We start from the raw sequence: 17,403 nt of genomic DNA, 5'->3' as shown, positions 1-17,403 counted from the left end.
ATGAAGAAGTGACAAGAAGGGAGAGCCGTCATCGACGCCATACTGTACTTTTACCTGGGTAGCACGGTGCTGCTGCTGTTGCATTGCATCAGCGCCGCATATTTCGTCGCCTCAGGGAAACGCAAGTCCAAGCAGGTGAAGGCCGCGTGCTTTCTGTCGCTGGCTGCCTGTACCTGTGTGATGATCGCCTTGCTGTTCTTTGAAGTGTGCTTCGCCGGCACCATGGAGCGCGTGGATGCGCTGATGCTGATGGTGCCGCTGATCGTCTGCGTCATCGGCGACGTGCTGATGTACCGCATGTCCGTGACCAAGCCTTACACCGTCACCGACGGCAGCGGCGCCCGCGTTCGGACCCGCCGCCGTCCCATCGGCTGAGCGGCCCCCGGCACGGCTGTACAGCAGCCTTGCTTGCCCTTATAGTGCCTGCAGGCGCAGCCTTGACTGCGCGAAATCATGAGGCGGGCTATGCACGTATTACTGGTGGAAGATGACGCGGTGCTGGCCGATGGCCTGCATCGCGTGCTGAGCGGCCATGGCATGGTGGTGGACGTGCTGCACAGCGGCACCGAAGCCGACGCGCTGCTGCAACGCGCGGGCGCGGCCCATGCGGCCAACCCGGCCGAGCTGGCCGTGGTGGTGCTCGACATCGGCCTGCCGGGCATAGACGGCTTTGAAGTGGTGCGCCGCCTGCGCGCGCGCGGCAGCGCCATTCCGGTGCTGCTGTTGACGGCGCGCGACGCCATCGAGGACCGCGTGCGCGGCCTGGAGCTGGGCGCGGACGATTACCTGGTCAAGCCGTTTGCCACGCCGGAGCTGGTGGCGCGCCTGCGCGCGCTGGCGCGCCGCCACGCGCCCAAGGCGGCAGTGATGGCCATGGGCGACCTGGCGCTGGACAGCGACACCAAGCGCGCCCGCGTGAAAGACCGTTTCATCGAGCTGTCGGCGCGCGAGTGGGCGGTGCTGGAATACCTGCTGCAGCATGGCGCGCGGGTAGTGTCCAAGCAGCAGATCATCGACGCCATCCTGCCCTGGGGCGAGGACATGACGCAGAATGCGGTGGAAGTCTATATTTCCCGCCTGCGCCTGAAGATCGCCGACGCCGGCGTTACCATCCGTACCATACGCGGCTTCGGCTACATGCTGGAGCTGGCGCCGCATGCCTAGCATCCGGCTGCGCCTGCTCAAGTGGCTGATCGCGCCCATCCTGCTGATCAACCTGGCGGGCGGGGCGCTGACCTATATGCTGGCCTGGCTGCCGGCGCAAACCGCATTCGACCAGAGCCTGTCCGACGCCGCCGGTGCATTGGGGGCGCGCCTGTCCGCCGGCGGAGGCGGGTGGCGCATCGATCTGCCGCCGCAGGCCGAGCAGGTGCTGCGCAACGGCGATGCCGACGCGGTCTATTTCGTGGTGCGCGACAGCGCGGGCCGCGTGGTGGCGGGGGATAGCGATTTTCCGGCGCTGCGCCAGCAGGGCGCCGGCGCCGCGGCGCTGGCCTACGACGGCGAGATGCGTGGCGAAGCGGTGCGCATCGCCACGCTGCGCGTGCGGCCGCACAGCGCGGCCAGCGCTGACCAGCCGGCCTATGTCGGCGTGGCGCGCACGCTGCGCCAGCGCACCCAGGTGCGGCAGGCCATCTTCCGCGCGCTGGTGCTGCTGGACGGCTTGTTTACGCTGGCCTGCGTGGGCCTGATCTGGTTCTCGGTCACCAACGGCCTGCGTCCGCTGGACCGCATGCGGACCGGCCTGAACGCGCGCGCGGGCGATCAGCTGGCGCCCATCCAGCAGGAAGACGTGCCCTATGAGCTGGCGCCCGTGGTGCACGCCTTCAACGGCCTGCTGGCGCGCGTCAGCGAAGGTGCGCAGGCGCAGCAGGAATTCCTGGCCAACGTGGCGCATCAGCTGCGCACGCCGCTGGCCGGGCTGCAGACCCAGCTCGAATGGCTGGGCAACCGACACGCCGAGCCGGAAACAGCGCATTCGATCCGGCTGATGCTGCTGTCCACCGAGCGCATGATACGGCAGACCAACCAGCTGCTGGCGCTGGCGCGCGCCGAGCCCAGCCACTTTGAAAAGACCCGGCTGGAGCCGCTGGCGCTGAACACGCTGGTGGAGGAGACGGTGCAGCACTTCGTCGAGCAGGCCGCGCGCAAGTCCATCGACCTGGGCTTTGAACTGCAGACCGCCACCGTGCTGGGCGACCGCTTCCTGCTGCGCGACCTGATCGACAACCTGATCGACAACGCCATCCGCTACACGCCGGAGCACGGAACCGTGACGGTGCGCTGCATTCCGGGCGACCCGGCGGGCGGTGCGCTCACCGGCGGTACCGTGCTGGAAGTGGAGGATTCCGGCCCCGGCATCGCCCCCGCGTTGCGCGAGGCGGTGTTCCGGCGCTACGTGCGGCTGGACGACAAGGTCGCCGGCAGCGGCCTGGGCCTGGCCATCGTGCGCGACATCGCCGCCGCGCACGGCGCCCGCATCGCCATTTCCACTCCGGCGGCCGGGCAGGGCGCGCTGTTTTCCGTCACTTTCCCGCCACGATAGGCCGCTCCCGGTGCGGCTTTGTGCGCTTGTCAGGAATTTGTCAGTATTTCTTCAGGGAAATGCAAGCTAGGGGCGCTACCATGCTGTCATGACGTATGACAACATAACCGGGGAGCGCAACACGATGAAACGCACGCAGAAAGGCTTTACGCTGATCGAGGTCATGATCGCCGTGGCGGTCGTCGGCATCCTGGCCGCCGTGGCGCTGCCGGCCTATAGCAAATACGTGATCCGCGCCCGGCTGACCGAGGCGTTTACCTCGCTGGGCGGCGCGCAGCCTGCCGCCGAACAGTATTGGGCCAATAACCGCAGCTATGTCGGCTTCCAGAACGCCAGCAATTTCCCTGCCTCCACCGCCAATTTCGATTACACGCTGTCCCAGGATGCCAGCGCCTCGGCCTACGTCATCACGGCCACCGGCAAGGGCAAGGCAGCCGGCTATTCCTACACCGTGGACCAGAACGGCGGGCGCGCCACCACCGCCACGCCGGAGTGGGGCACCAGCACCAATTGCTGGATAGACCGCGCGGGTGGGCTATGCAGCAATTGATGGCTATCCGCCAGCGTGGCACCACGCTGGTCGAGCTGATGGTCGGCCTGGTCATCCTGGCGATACTGGCTGCGGTCGGCATCCCCAGCATGGTCACCTGGATCAGCGGCAACAAGGTGATCTCGGCCGGCGAGTTCTATGCCGATGGCTTTGCCATGGCGCGCCGCCAGGCTGTGCTGCACAACGCCAACAGCCGCATCGTGCTGACGCCGAACGTGAACAACGGCCAGATGAACTGGCAGGTCGACCTGTGCTTCCCGGCGCCCGGCGTGCCCTGCAACGACAGCAGCGGCACCTGGTCCACCACCACCGATGCGGCGCCGTCCGATCCTGAAGGCGTGAACGGCTTCAAGTCCGTGCTGCGTCCGGCCGATGCGCTGCCGCAAAGCGACATCCTGGTGCCCCGGCTGGAACCGGAAGGCGCGTCGGCCGTGTACTTCACCTCGCTGGGCTGGGTCGACACCGGCTATGCCGACCGCCTGAGCCGCATTCGCCTCGATCCGGCCAATTCGCACGGCAACGAAATCCCGCCGGTGGCGGTGGCCGTGTCGCTGGCCGGCATGGCCATCAAATGCAACCCCGCCCTGACTGCGCCCGATTCGCGCGCCTGCCCACCCTGAACCCGCCATGAGAACCTATCGACTCCCCAACCGGATCATCGGCAGCAAGCAGCGCGGCATTGCCATGCTGGAAGCGATGATCGCCATCGTCATCCTCGCCATCGGCCTGCTGGGCACGGTGGGCTTGCAGGCGCGCTCGTATTCGGCGCTGTCGGACGCCAGCATGCGCGCTGAAGCGACCATTGCCGGCGAACGCCTGTTCGGCATCATGAGCAACGACGTGCCCAACCTGGCCAGCTACGCGCTGGCCGAGAACGGCGCCGCCAGCGCGGCCGTGGCGCCGTGGCTGGCCGAAACCAGGTCGAAGATCCCCGGCGCCATCGTGTCGGTCAGGCTGGCGCAGCAAAACACCAGCACCACGCTGGTCCAAATCAGCATCCGCTGGACACGCAAGACCGGCGCAGCCGAAAACAAGCATGTCCTGACTTCCTACATCGCGAGGGCCACATGATGCGCCGCCCGCACCGCCCGCAGGCCGCGCGCGGCTTCTCTATTGTCGAACTGATGGTGGCCGTCACGGTCGGCATGCTGGCCATCATGTTCGCCACGCGCCTGATCGTCAGTTCCGAGCAAAACAAGTCCATCGGACTGGGCAGCTCGGACCAGATGCAGAACGGCATGCTGGCGCTGTTTTCCATCACCGAAGACGCCACCCAGGCCGGCTGGGGCATGAACGACGACCTGATCGCCGGCTGCAACACCGTGTTCTCCGACACGGCCGGCTACGCGCTGCCGGCGGCCGACCGCGGCGGCGTGTCCGTCACGCCGCTGGCGGCGGTGGTCATCCGCAACAACGCCAACGGCTCTGACGAGCTGAGCCTGAACACCGGCAGTTCGCCTTCCGGCGTCGGCTCGGTCAAGGTCAGCGACACCTATGCCGGCGCCGATACGCTGCGCATCTCCACCGCCGCGCCGTTCGGCTTCCTGAAGGACGACGCCATCATCGTGGTGCCGGAACCGCGCGGCGGCGACTGCGCGCTGGCGCAACTGACGGCCGATCCGCTGGGCGCGGTGCTCACCTTCACCGCCTTGCCGGAGGCGCGCTACAACCGCAACACGCTGGGCGCCGCCTTCGGCGCCAACCTGGCGCGCGTCTACAACCTGGGGCCGGCGCGCAACCTGGCGCTGCACACCTGGTCGGTGCAAAACGGCGTGCTGATGCTGCGCGCCTCCAACCTGGCAGGCGCCATGGCGGCGCGCTCCACGGTGGTGGAGGGCATCGTCGCGCTCAAGGCGCAGTACGGCTTCGCCAGCGGCGCCTTCAATCCGGCCACCGGCATGCAGGTGGCGCAGTGGTCCAACACCATGATCAATGCCGACGGCGACGCCGTCACCGGCAGCGCGGGCGACTACCAGCAGGTGGCGGCGATCCGGGTGGCCGTGGTGGCGCGCAGCAAGGTGCCGGAGAAGCCCGCTTCCAACGGCCAGTGCAGCGCCACCACCGACAAGCCGGTGGTATTTGCCAGCGCCAGCCCGGCCAGCGTGACGGCGGTGCCGGTGACGGTGGAAGTGGCGCAGACGGGCGACACCATCAGCTGGAAGTGCTACCGCTACCGTGTGTTCGAGACCATCATCCCGATCCGCAATTCCGGCTGGAGGCCGACATGATAAGCAAGCTTACAGGCAAGCCCGCCAGCCAGCGCGGCATCGCGCTGCCGGTGATGCTGATCATGCTGGCCGTGATGATGCTGAGCAGCATATACCTGCTGCGCTCGACCAACTCCACCACCATGACCACCAGCAACCTGGCCTACGACTCGTCGCTGGCCAAGGCGGCCGACCTGGGCCTGCACACGGCGTTCCAGTTCCTGGCCACCCAGCCCAAGTCCACGCTGGTGGCCGACATTCCCGCGGCCGGCTATGTGGCCACCATGGCGCCCACCCAGGGCGTGAACCACCCGGACTTCTGGGCCGGCGCCGCCACTGTCGAAGATAGCGCCCACAACAGGATTCAGTACGTGATCCACCGCATGTGCATGCTGCCGGGCGCCTACAACGCGGCGGCGCCGGTCAACAACTGCACGCTGACGGCGGCCAAGCAGAAGGTGGCCAGCCAGACCGGCCTGGGCAACAGCCTGTCCACCGACCGTTCCGAATATGCCCCCATTCCCGAGCTGCATTACGTGGTCACGGCGCGCATCTACGGCGCGCGCGGCGGCAACGTGGTGACGCAGTCCGTGGTGATGATGGGGCCCTGAGGCCCTTAGCGAAAGAATTGACAGGACCCGAACCATGAATAAGCTCACCTTCCAGCTCGCTTGCCTGCTCGCCGTGCTGTGTCCGCCCGCCTGGGGCGGCACCACGCAGATCGCGCAAGTGCCGCTGCTGAACATCGCCGGCACCGGCACCGTCAAGCCCAACCTGATGCTGCTGTTCGACAACTCCGGTTCGATGGAGCAGCACTACACGCCGGACTACGTGAACGACAACCTGTGCCGCTCCGGCGCCAAGCTGTCGAACGGCACCATGGCCTGTAACGTGGGCCATCCGCCGTTCATGGCGGCCGACTTCAACCGCCAGTACTACAATCCCAAGATCCGCTACCAGCCGCCGATCAAGGCCGACGGCACCTACTACAAGGAGCAGACCTCGGCCAACACCACCGGCTGGACCAAGGTGGCCAGCGACGGCTTCGGCGTCTACAACCGGAACCTGTACGCCAGCAGCGACACCGAGATCAACCTGCTGACCGAGTTCCCGGACCTGAAGTGGTGCGACCCGAACAACACCAGCGACTGCCGCGTCAACAGCGCCACCTACACCTACCCGGACGCCACCTACCGCACTGCGACGGCGATCGAGACCAGCCCGTACTACTACAACATTGCGGTAGCCGAGTTCTGCACCGACGACACCATGACCACGTGCCGTTCGACGGCCGCCGGCGGGACGGCGCCGGCCGGCTACCCGGTGCCGGTGAAGGTGCGCTGGTGCAAAGAGACCGCGCTGATCAACTGCCAGGCCAAGCGCGTCGGCAGCTACATCTATCCGCGCTACTCGACCGCCAGCGGCGGCGTGGCGGCCTTCGGCACCATCGCCATCGGCGCCTCGTCCAGCAGCAGCGCGCTGACCATCACCAGCGTCACCATTCCGGACCCGAGCACTGCGCGCACCATCACCAACGGCACGGTGACCGCACCGAACGGCACCAACACCGCGCTCAAGCAGCAGACCATGGCCAGCGCGCTGGCGGCCAGCATCATCGCCAAGACCGGGCTGACCAACCAGTACTATGCCTGCGTGAAAACGCCGATCGGCCAGACCACCGTGCCGGCCTGTTCCAGCTATGGCATCACGCTTACCGCTGAAAACGTGGTGGCGGTGATCGGCGTGGTGTGCAGCGGCACCAAGTCGGCCACCAGCTGCCTGCCGGTGACGGACAACAGCCGCGCCGGCTGGGGCATCACTGTCAACGCGCCCAGCGTGGTGGTGTCGGCGGCCGTCACGCGCGTCTCGCCGACAGCGGTCATCACTGTCAGCGGCACCACCTCCAACTCCGGCAATCCGTCGCTGAGCGGTTTGAGCTGGGGCGGCGTTTCCCTGATCAGCAACCTGGCCATCGGCAAGAACAGGACCGCCGCCCAGGTGGCGGCCAGCATCATCAGCGCCATCGGCACCAGCGGCAATATCCGCGCCTATGCGGCCGGCAACAACGTCACGCCCGCATGCGACGGCTTGAGCGGCAACAGCATTTGCCTGGTCGATACGACCGCCACCAGTAATTCCAACACGCCGTCGGTCGGCACCCTGAGCGGCATCACCTTCGGCACCAGCGCCGGCAGCGGCTACGTGGCCGCCGCGCCCCAGGTGAGCGACGCCATTCCGACCACCACCGCCGCCATCTCGTCCGGCAGCGAGCCGCCCAGCACCTTTGTGCGCGTCAACCTGACCAGCGGCGCCACCTATCCGAAGAGCGCCGACCGCGTCGATTGCGCCGGCGCCACCTGCACCTATGCCGAGGAGATGACCAACTTCGCCAACTGGTACACGTACTACAAGAGCCGCCTGCAGATGATGAAGACCTCGGTCGGCATCGCTTTTGCCGCGCTGAACAGCAACTACCGCGCGGGTTTCGTGCGCCTGTCGCAGGCGGCCGTCGGCGGCGCCATCGACATGAAGCCGACCGACTTCTCCGGCAGCGCCCGCACCACCTGGTACAGCACGCTGTACAACACCACCACCAGCGGCTCCACCCCGATCCGCGCGGCGATGGACAACGTTGGCCGCATGTACGCCAACCTCAGCCCGTACGAATACGGGGCAGGGCAGGAAGTGGTCCAGTTCCCCTGCCAGCCCAACTTCCTGATCCTGACCACGGACGGCTACTGGAACGGCAGCACCACCGACAACGTGGTCAACAACGACAACGTGGAGAACCCGTCGCGCTTCTGCACCCAGGCGCGCGGCTGCGTGGACAAGCGCGCGCAAACCCAGCCGTCGATCTCGGACGTGGCGCTGCACTGGTACAACGGCGGCTCCAGCACCGGCACCGTGTCGCTGCGCCCCTCGCTGGAACCGGACATGACCAAGCCGGGCCAGGTGCCGGCCGCCGGCGGCGAGAACACCCACCTGCACATGAACACCTACACGCTGGGCCTGGGCATGGACGGCGTGATGACTTACGAGGCGAACTACGACACCGCGCCCAAGCCGGGAGGCGACTTCTTCAACCTGATCACCGGCGCCGCCTCGGGCTGCCCGTGGAACAACAACGGCGCCTACGTGTGGCCGGACCCGCAGACCGCGAGCACCGCCAGCACCGTGCAGGAGCGGGTGGACGACCTGTGGCACGCCGCCATCGCCGGCCACGGCAAGTACTTCAGCGCCAACGAGCCCAAGGAAGTGGTGGAAGGCCTGGCCTCGGCGCTGGCCAATATGCAGGTGACGGTGGGCGCGGCGGCCGCGGCGGCTACCTCGACGCCGAACATCTCGCTGCAGGACAACGACATCTTCTCGGACACCTTCACCACCGTGAAATGGTACGGCGAGCTGTCGGACAAGAAGATCGATCCGGCCACCGGCATCGTCGGCACCACGCCGACGTGGATCAGCTCGGATACCGTCGGCCCGCAGGCCATCGCCGGCGCCGCCGGCAAGTCGGCCGCCCTGGGCGGACGCAGCATCTACATGCTGGACCCGGCCGGCACCACCGCGCTGACCGAGTTCCGCTATGCCAATATGACGGCCTCGCCACTGATGCAGGGCTGGTTCAGCAACAAATGCCTGGCGCTGGCGCAATGCACGCTGCTGTCCACCGCAGACCGCGCTACCGTCAATGACGGTGCCAATATGGTGAACTGGCTGCGCGGCGAACAGACTTACGCGAACGACGAGCTGTTCCGCGCCTACAGCCTGACCACGAACACCCCCGCCGGCCAGTCCGGTCCGGTGCCCATCGTGCTGGGCGACATCGCCTCGTCCAAGCCGGCCTACCTGCGCGAGCCGCGCAAGGGCTATCCGTCGGCCACCTACGAGGCCTACCGCACCAAGTGGACCGCCGAGCGCGTGCCGACCGTGTTTACGGCCGCCAACGACGGCATGCTGCACGCCTTCCGCGCCTCGGACGGCCACGAACTGTGGGCCTATGTGCCGCGCATCACGATGAAGAAGCTGCACGCGCTGGCCAGCACCACCTACGGCACCAACCACCAGTTCAGCACCGACGGCTCGCCCGAAGTGGCGGACGTGGAAATCGGCGGCGCGTGGAAAACCGTGCTGGTGGCCGGCCTGAACGGCGGCGGACGCGGCTACTACGCGCTGGACGTGACCGACCCGACCGCGCCGAAGGCGCTGTGGGAAACCTGCGCCGACAGCACCGTGTGCGCCCACGCGGACCCCGACCTGGGCCTGACCTTCGGTAATCCGCAGTTCGGCACCTGGCGCGGCCAGTGGGTGGTATTCGTCACCTCCGGCTACAACAACGTGCCGGGCATCGACGGCGTGGCCGGCGGCAGCGGCAAGGGCTTCCTGTTCATCATCGACGTGGCCACCGGCGCCATCCTGCAGAAGATCGACACCGGCGCGGGCAACACCACCACGCCGTCCGGCCTGGCCAAGATCACCGCCATCACCAATAACCCGGCCACCGATCCGGCCGTGACGTTTGTGTACGGCGGCGACAACCAGGGCCAGCTGTGGCGCTTCGACGTCAACGCGCTCACCGTGCGCCTGATGTCCACCACCGGCGACCTGCAGCCCATCACCACGCGCCCCGAGGTCACGCTGTGCAAGGCGACGCGCACCGACGAGACTACCGGCGAGCAGACCGACTTCGCCCAGCGCGTGGTGCTGTTCGGCACCGGCCGCCTGCTGGACGTGCCCGACACCGTCAATATCGACCTGCAGAGCCTGTACCTGGTGAAGGATGCCGACACCTGCAGCAGCACCCCCTGCATCACCGCGCGCGGCACCCGCATGGTCAAGCAGACGCTGGCGCTGCAAGGCGCCAGCAGCAACGTCAACACCTACACCATCAGCAGCAATGCGGTGAACCTGGTGACGCAGGATGGCTGGTACTTCGACTGGTCGCTGAACAAGGGCGAGCGCATGAACCTGGACCCGAAAGTGGTCTCCGGCGTGGCCAACGTGGTGACCAATATGCCGACCTCGTCCTCGTCGTGCTCGGTGGGCGGCACCAGCAACGCCTACGCGGTCAATGTGTGCAACGGCAACGCGGCGATCGACACCGTGGCCGGCAGCACGCTGTCGAACACGTCGGCGGCGGTGGGCTTCATCATCGTGCGCCTGCCGAAGGGCGAGCTGAAGATGATCACCACCACCGCCAAGGGCGAAACGCTGACCCGGCCGCTGATCGAGCTGGAGTCGACCGCCGCCCACCGCGCCGGCTGGCGCCGCATCAAGATCGATTGATGCGGCATCGATCAAGGCGAGATTGAGGGGAAGGCTGGCCCCGTGTAAAATAGCGGGTTTTACGCGGGGCCATTGTTATGGTCGCGAACATGGCCAACGACATCGACAACAGCATTCCTGATACCCAAGACGACGCCCCGGTAGCCGCCAGCGGCAAGACCCCGGCGCTGATCGCGCGCGAAACGGCGCGCCGCCGCACTTTCGGCATCATTTCCCACCCGGATGCGGGTAAAACCACGCTGACCGAAAAGTTGCTGCTGTTCTCGGGCGCGATCCAGATGGCCGGCACGGTCAAGGCGCGCAAGAGCGGCCGCCACGCCACCTCGGACTGGATGGAGATCGAGAAGCAGCGTGGCATTTCCGTAGCGTCCTCGGTGATGCAGTTCGACTTCCGCGACCACATCATCAACCTGCTCGACACCCCCGGCCACCAGGACTTCTCGGAAGATACCTACCGCGTGCTGACAGCGGTGGACTCGGCGCTGATGGTGATCGACGCCGCCAAGGGCGTGGAAGCGCAGACCATCAAGCTGCTGGACGTGTGCCGCATGCGCAACACGCCCATCGTCACCTTCATGAACAAGCTGGACCGCGAATGCCGCGATCCGCTGGAACTGCTGGACGAACTGGAATCGGTGCTCAAGATCCAGTGCGCGCCGGTGACCTGGCCTATCGGCATGGGCAAGAACTTCCGCGGCGTGTACCACCTGCTGAACGACGAGATCCTGCTGTTCCGCGCCGGCTCGGAAAGCGCCGACCAGGCGGTGGAAATCATCAAGGGCATCGACAACCCGCGCCTGCAGGAAATGTTCCCACTGGAAATGGATCAGCTGCGCATGGAAGTGGAACTGGTCAACGGCGCCTCGCATCCGTTCGACCTGGAGCAATTCCTGGCCGGCGTGCAGACCCCGGTATTCTTCGGTTCGGCCATCAACAACTTCGGCGTGCGCGAGATCCTGTCGGCGCTGGTCGACTGGGCGCCCGCGCCGCGTGGTCGCGACGCCACCGTGCGCGTGGTGGAGCCGACCGAGCAGCCGTTTACCGGCTTTGTGTTCAAGATCCAGGCCAATATGGACCCGGCGCACCGCGACCGCATTGCCTTCCTGCGCGTATGCTCGGGCCGCTTCGAGCGCGGCATGAAGGTCAAGCATCTGCGCTTGGGGCGCGAAGTGAAAGTGTCGTCGGTGGTGACGTTCATGGCATCGTCGCGCGAGCAGGTGGAAGAGGCGTACGCCGGCGACATCATCGGCCTGCCCAACCACGGCAATATGCAGATCGGCGACTCCTTCTCGGAAGGCGAGCTGCTGACGTTCACCGGCATTCCGTACTTCGCGCCGGATTTCTTCCGCCAGGTGCGCATCCGCAACCCGCTGAAGATCAAGCAGCTGCACAAGGGCTTGCAGCAGCTGGGCGAAGAAGGCGCGGTGCAGGTGTTCAAGCCGGTACAGGGCGGCGAGCTGGTGCTGGGCGCGGTCGGCGTGCTGCAGTTTGAAGTGGTGGCCAGCCGTTTGATGAACGAGTACGGCGTGGATGCCGTGTTCGAAGGCACCAGCATCAGCAGCGCGCGCTGGGTATCGTCGGACGACAAGAAGGCGCTGGCGGACTTCGAGGCGGCGCTGGGCCACAATGTGGCCTATGACGCGGCCGGCAATATGGCTTACCTGGCAACGTCCAGCGTCAACCTGCGCCTGACCCAGGAGCGCTGGCCCAAGCTGCAGTTCCACGCCACGCGCGAACACGCGGCGAAGCTGAGCTAAGCCGTACTGTTTATTTGGCAGGGGTGGCCAGCGGCTGCCCCTTTTCCACCACGTACACGCCCACCAGCTTCATCGGCACCGTGCCGGTGTTGCGGGCGTCGTGGACCACGCCGGCCTTGATCACGAAGGCTTCGCCCGCTTTCACGCGGCGCGGGGTTTCGCCGTCGATCAGTAATTCCCCTTCGCCTTCCGTCACATAGCTGATCTCGTCTCCCGGATGGGTATGACGTCCGGCCACCACGCCCGGCGCAATCTCCACGTTGGCCACCACCGCCTCGCGGCCGGGCGTGGACACGTCGGCCTTGGTCACCACGCTGCGCTTGATGCCTTGCGCCTGCGCGCCAGCCAGCGGGAGCAGCAGGGGCAGCAGCATGGGCAGCAGCAGTGCTGCCGCGTAGCGCGCGGTGTTCATGATTGTCCTTGCTGAGGATGGGATGCGTGGGGATGGTGGTAGTGCTGGTCGTTGCCGAAGAATATCGCGTCCAGTATGCTGGCCGACCAGCACAGCACGCAGGCCAGCGTGGCCGCCGTCATGGCCGGGCCGTTGGTGCGCGACGCGGCGATTTGCTGGGCGATCATCGTGATATCGAAGGGCAGGGTGCCGTTGGCCAGTTGTCCGGCCAGCACATTGACCTGCGCCATGGCGACGCGCAGGATGTATAGCGTACCCGCCAGTGTGGGCAGCAGGAAGATGCAGCCGCGCGCGTAGCGCTTGAGCACCAGTATCTGCCCCAGGCCCGGGAACAGCAGGGCCGAAATCAAAGCCGCCTTGATCGATTGCTTCATGGCCGTCCTCCTGAACAATGAGTTGTTATCTTACTCTTTTTGCAAAATCAATGGAACGTGTTGTGTGTTGCACAGCACAAAACAGGTGCCGCTTTGCGTAAACCGGGATTTGCATTACAATAACATCTATTGCCATCAAGATATCGAAATTTCTCCTATGAACCACAAGATTTTTGCCGCCGCCATCGCCCTCGCGGCGTGTGCCGCCAGCCACGCCAGCGTCATCAAAGTTGAAACCGCCACTTCCACCACTGGCGCACAAAATAACGCCAACGCTTATAAAAGCGCGGTGGAAACTGCGCTGCAAGGTGCAAGCTATGCCAGCACCTATGTCACGTCCTATGATCACCTGACGCATACCGCCTTATTCGGCGGCATGCAGAATTTCGCGTGGAAAGCCACGATCACCTTTAACGTGGACAGCGCCGCGAATTGGGCCTTCCGCGCCTCGCCGGATTTCGGCCGCGGCGGAGCGATATTCCTGGATGGTGTGGGCAAGGATTATTTCAGCGGCGATTTCTGGGATACCAGCTATTCGAACCCGTCCCAATACCTGGACTTCAGCGTTAATCAGCTGGCCAAGGGCAACCACACGCTGACTATTTACGGCTTTGAAAACTGCTGCGACGGCGCGCAACAGGCGCAATTCAAAATTGGCAATGGCCAATTCACCTCATTCAGCAATACGGACGGCCATAACGCAGTGCCGGAACCGGGCACGCTGGCGCTGGCCGGCTTCGGCATGGCGGTAATGGGCGTGGCCCGCCGCCGCCGCAAGAATGCCTGAAATCAGCACGAAGCTGCCAGAATCTGGCATGCTTCCGGCTCGATACGCCCGTTCCTGATGACAATCACGCGTTCCGCCATGGCGATGGTCTCCGGGCGGTGCGCCACGATGATGCGCGTCAGGCCCAGGGCGTGGATGGTGGCGTTGACGCTTTTCTCGTTGGCGATATCGAGTTCGCTGGTGGCTTCATCCAGTACCAGGATTTTCGGGCGGCGGTACAAAGCGCGCGCCAGCAATATGCGCTGTTTCTGGCCGCCGCTGATGCCGATGCCGTTATCGCCGGTAATGGTGTTATAAGCCATCGGCATATTCTCGATTTCGTGGTGTACCGCCGCCTGCTGCGCGCAGGCGCGTATCCGCTGCCAGTCCGGTTCCGGATCGAAGAAGCTGATATTCTCCGCCACCGAGCCGGAAAACATGCGGTCCTCCTGCATTACCGTGCCTATCATCTGGCGGTAATTAGTCAATCCCAGCCGTTTAATCGGCACGCCATCCACCAATACTTCGCCGTGCTCCGGCGCTAATAATCCCAGCAATATCTTGATCAGCGTGGTTTTGCCGCAACCGGAGGCGCCGGTAATGGCCACGCATTCGCCGGCCTCGATTTTCAAGTCCACCTGGTCGACTACCAGCGGCTCGGTGGGCGAATAGCGAAAGCCCACGCCGCGCAATTCCAGGCTGGGCGCGCTGGCCGGCAGGTCCGGTTCATCGGCGTCGTGCGGGCCTTCGGCTTCGGTTTCCGTCAGCACGATGTCGGCCACGCGTTCGCCGTGCAGGCGCAGCATGCGGAACTCCACCAGCTTGTCGATCAGCGCGCCGAGGCGCTGCGAAAACTGGTCCTGGTAGGCGATGAACGCGAACAGCATGCCCACGGTGAATTCATGGTCCAGCACGGCGCGCGCGGCCAGCCACACCACCAGGATGCGCTCGGCGCCGAACAGCAGGGTACGCGCGGTGTCGTGGCTGATGGTCAGGCGCTGCATGCGCAGCTCGGCATTGAACTGCTCGGCCAGGATGTTGAGCCAGCCGGCGCGGCGCTGCTCGCCCTTGCCGAACAGGCGCACGCTCTGCACGCCGTTGACGGTCTCGAAAAAGTGCGTGGTCTGGCGCGCCGAGTGGATGATCTGCTCGGCGGTGGCGTCGCGCAGCGCGTACAGCAGGCTCCAGCGCAGCAGGGCGTACAGCGCCACCGCGCCCACCGCCACCGCGGCCAGGGTGCGGCTGTACAGCATCATCATGGCCAGCGTACCCAGCACCATCACGCCGTCCACCAGCGCCTGGACGAAGCCGGTGGTCAGGGTTTTCTGGATGGCGCCGATCGAGCCGAAGCTGGCGATGATGCGGCCGACATGGCGCTTTTCATAATATTCCAGCGGCAGCCGCATCATGTGGGAGAACACGTTGCCGAACCACTGGAAGTTCATGCTCGCGCTGAGCGCGACCACGAACCAGCCGCGTACGGCGGTGATGGCCGCCTGGATCAGTACCAGCATGCCGAAGCCGAGCGCCAGCGTGGCCAGCAGGTCGCGGTCGGCCGACAGCAGCGCCTGGTCCACCACCCATTGCAGGAAGAAGGGCAGGCCGATGGCGATGCATTCCAGGCCCAGCGTCAGCAACAGGATCTGGCCCAGCCCGCGCCGCAGGCCGGTGATGTGGCCCATCAGGCCGCGCAGCGTGAACTGCAGTTCCTGGCGCGCCGGGCGGAAGTCGGTGGCGGGGCGCAGTTCCAGCGCCACGCCGGTGAAATGCTTGCCGAATTCGGCCAGCGTCATGCTGCGCCGGCCCACGGCCGGGTCGTGGATGACGACGTGGCGCGCCGACACCGACACCAGCACCACGAAGTGGTCCATGTCCCAGTGCAGGATGCAGGGCAGGGCCAGCTCGGGCAGGTTGGCCGGTTCCAGGCGCAGCGGCCGGCTCTCCAGCTTGAGCGCGCGCGCGATGCGCATCAGGCTCTCCAGCGTGGCGCCCTTGCGTGAAATCGGAAAGCGCAGCCGCAGCGCCGCCAGGCCGGTGCGGTAGCCGTGGTAGTCGGCCACCATGGCCAGGCTGGCCAGGCCGCATTCAGTGGCTTCCGTTTGCAGGAAGACCTGCGCCTTGCGGCGCCATCCCAGGTTGATCATTCAGCGTGCTTCTTTCTTCATAGCCGGCCCTTCATCCCCAGCAAGGGCTCCAGCGCCCATTCGGCCAGCGTGCGCTGCTCCAGCACCAGCGTGGCGCCCAGCTGCATGCCGGGCATGAGGGCGCGCCGCTGGCCGGCGGCATCGATCTGTTGCGCGTCGAGCCGGACGCGGATGCGGTAGACGGGCTCGGTGGCGGCGAGCGCGGGGGCGCCCGATGCCCCCGCTGCGCCGGCTGCGTAGCCGCCGGCGCGCTGCAGTTCGCCCAGCGGCGCCGTGGCCTGCGAGATTTCGCGCACGCGGCCCGTGAATTGCCCGAATTTCTGGTACGGGAAAGCGTCATAGCGCAGCAGCACCTGGGTGCCGGGACGGATGAAGCCGGCCGCGCGGGTGGGCACGTACAGTTCCGCTTCCAGCACGCTGTCCTGCGGCAGCAGGCTGGCCACGCGCTGGTCGGCGGTCACGGCCTGGCCCTGGTCGAGCACGATGGCGGCCACGCGGCCGGGCTGCTCGGCGCGCACCAGCAACTCGCGCCGCGCTTCGCTCTCGCTGGCCGCTTGCTTCAGCGCTTCGATATCGCGCTGCAACTGCGACGCTTCGCGCCCGCTTTGCAGCGGCAGGTCGGCGCGGCTGGCTGCCAGCGCGCCGATGTCGCGCTGGGTTGCCAGGCGGGTCACTTCCAACGCGGCAATGCGCGCTTCCTGTTCCACCAGCTCGGCGGCCTTGTCGCTGGCGGCATTGCGCGACACGGCGCCGTCGCGCGCCAGATCGGCGACGTTGCGGGTCACTTCGCGCATGATCTGCACTTTTTGGCGGCGCAGCGCCAGTTCGCTGTCGATCTGGCGCAGGCTGGCCGTGAGGTTGGCCAGGCGCTGCGCCAGTTCCTCGCCCTTGTTGCCGCGCTGCTGGCCCTGTTGTTCGAGTTCCTGCTGCAAATGCGCGATGCGCGCCTGCAGCGACTGGTTGACGGCGGCCTGGGTGGCGCCGCTGGCGCTGGTGCGTTCGCTCGACAGCAGGTAGAGCGGGTCGCCGGCGCGCACGGCCTGGCCTTCGCTGACGTACAAGCGGCTGATGACGCCGGCCTGCGGCGTGGCCAGGCGCACGCTGCCGCGCTCCGGCACCAGCATGCCGCTGACGGTTTCCTTGCGGGTGAAGCCGAAATTGAGGGCGAACGCGATGATGGCGCCGATGATGGCGCAAAACAGCAGCGTTAGCGCGGGATAGCCCCAGGTGCGCGCAAGGACGACGGTGCCGTGGAATCGTTGGGTTTTGTGGGTGACAGCCTGTTCGCGGAACAGGCTGTTCATGCTGGGATAGTCATATGGCGCTGCGGTGAGGAGCCGGGCCGGCTCGTGGCCGGCCCGGCTT

At 66.2% G+C, this 17,403-nt stretch carries 15 protein-coding genes; 11 read left to right on the top strand and 4 right to left on the bottom strand.

The window, feature by feature from the left end:
- Window positions 1-66 precede the first annotated feature (66 nt).
- From ACFJI2_RS14095 to ACFJI2_RS14050, 10 genes are all read left to right on the top strand, one after another.
- Window positions 67-375, top strand: coding sequence for a hypothetical protein (locus ACFJI2_RS14095; RefSeq protein ID WP_377705592.1), 309 nt, complete (start codon window positions 67-69; stop codon window positions 373-375).
- Between the two features lie 90 nt (window positions 376-465).
- Window positions 466-1,164, top strand: coding sequence for a response regulator transcription factor (locus ACFJI2_RS14090; RefSeq protein WP_377705590.1), 699 nt, complete (start codon window positions 466-468; stop codon window positions 1,162-1,164).
- On the top strand, window positions 1,157-2,545 hold the full coding sequence (locus ACFJI2_RS14085; RefSeq protein ID WP_377705588.1) for a sensor histidine kinase: 1,389 nt from the start codon (window positions 1,157-1,159) through the stop codon (window positions 2,543-2,545). The genes ACFJI2_RS14090 and ACFJI2_RS14085 overlap by 8 nt, the downstream gene beginning before the upstream one ends.
- 124 nt (window positions 2,546-2,669) lie before the next feature.
- Window positions 2,670-3,095, top strand: coding sequence for a type IV pilin protein (locus ACFJI2_RS14080; RefSeq protein WP_377705587.1), 426 nt, complete (start codon window positions 2,670-2,672; stop codon window positions 3,093-3,095).
- A complete protein-coding gene (locus ACFJI2_RS14075; RefSeq protein ID WP_377705586.1) occupies window positions 3,095-3,715 on the top strand; it encodes a Tfp pilus assembly protein FimT/FimU in 621 nt (206 codons plus the stop codon). The genes ACFJI2_RS14080 and ACFJI2_RS14075 overlap by 1 nt, the downstream gene beginning before the upstream one ends.
- A 7-nt stretch (window positions 3,716-3,722) precedes the next feature.
- Window positions 3,723-4,166, top strand: a complete 444-nt coding sequence (locus ACFJI2_RS14070) for a prepilin-type N-terminal cleavage/methylation domain-containing protein (RefSeq protein WP_377705585.1) — start codon at window positions 3,723-3,725, stop codon at window positions 4,164-4,166.
- Window positions 4,163-5,323 carry a PilW family protein gene (locus ACFJI2_RS14065; protein WP_377705584.1) on the top strand — a complete coding sequence of 387 codons (1,161 nt, stop codon included), beginning with the start codon at window positions 4,163-4,165 and terminating at the stop codon, window positions 5,321-5,323. Before ACFJI2_RS14070 ends, ACFJI2_RS14065 begins: the two co-directional genes overlap by 4 nt.
- Window positions 5,320-5,913 (top strand): hypothetical protein, encoded by a 594-nt coding sequence (locus ACFJI2_RS14060; protein WP_377705583.1) that lies wholly within the window; start codon window positions 5,320-5,322, stop codon window positions 5,911-5,913. The genes ACFJI2_RS14065 and ACFJI2_RS14060 overlap by 4 nt, the downstream gene beginning before the upstream one ends.
- Before the next feature lie 34 nt (window positions 5,914-5,947).
- A complete protein-coding gene (locus tag ACFJI2_RS14055) occupies window positions 5,948-10,585 on the top strand; it encodes a PilC/PilY family type IV pilus protein (protein WP_377705582.1) in 4,638 nt (1,545 codons plus the stop codon).
- Between the two features lie 89 nt (window positions 10,586-10,674).
- A complete protein-coding gene (locus ACFJI2_RS14050; protein WP_107869274.1) occupies window positions 10,675-12,342 on the top strand; it encodes a peptide chain release factor 3 in 1,668 nt (555 codons plus the stop codon).
- Window positions 12,343-12,352: 10 nt separating this feature from the next.
- On the opposite strand, the gene ACFJI2_RS14045 is transcribed toward ACFJI2_RS14050, so the two are convergent.
- Together ACFJI2_RS14045 and ACFJI2_RS14040 are read right to left on the bottom strand one after the other, a co-directional pair.
- Window positions 12,353-12,715, bottom strand: coding sequence for a cupin domain-containing protein (locus ACFJI2_RS14045; RefSeq protein WP_377705836.1), 363 nt, complete (start codon window positions 12,713-12,715; stop codon window positions 12,353-12,355).
- Window positions 12,716-12,750: 35 nt separating this feature from the next.
- Window positions 12,751-13,128 (bottom strand): hypothetical protein, encoded by a 378-nt coding sequence (locus tag ACFJI2_RS14040; protein WP_377705581.1) that lies wholly within the window; start codon window positions 13,126-13,128, stop codon window positions 12,751-12,753.
- Between ACFJI2_RS14040 and ACFJI2_RS14035 the strand changes: the two genes are divergently transcribed.
- Window positions 13,127-13,915 (top strand): CCXG family PEP-CTERM protein, encoded by a 789-nt coding sequence (locus ACFJI2_RS14035; RefSeq protein ID WP_377705580.1) that lies wholly within the window; start codon window positions 13,127-13,129, stop codon window positions 13,913-13,915. The genes ACFJI2_RS14040 and ACFJI2_RS14035 overlap by 2 nt on opposite strands.
- Before the next feature lie 2 nt (window positions 13,916-13,917).
- Here the strand turns inward: ACFJI2_RS14035 and ACFJI2_RS14030 are convergent, their stop codons facing one another.
- Entirely contained in the window at window positions 13,918-16,038 is a 2,121-nt protein-coding gene (locus ACFJI2_RS14030) for a peptidase domain-containing ABC transporter (RefSeq protein ID WP_377705579.1), read from the bottom strand.
- A 17-nt stretch (window positions 16,039-16,055) separates the two neighbouring features.
- On the bottom strand, window positions 16,056-17,342 hold the full coding sequence (locus ACFJI2_RS14025) for an HlyD family secretion protein (protein WP_377705577.1): 1,287 nt from the start codon (window positions 17,340-17,342) through the stop codon (window positions 16,056-16,058).
- Window positions 17,343-17,403: the final 61 nt, after the last annotated feature.

Source organism: Pseudoduganella sp. UC29_71 (assembly GCF_042693265.1).
Classification (GTDB): domain Bacteria; phylum Pseudomonadota; class Gammaproteobacteria; order Burkholderiales; family Burkholderiaceae_D; genus Rugamonas.
Note: the sequence above shows the minus strand (reverse complement) of the source record. Positions and strands in the feature narration are given on the sequence as shown.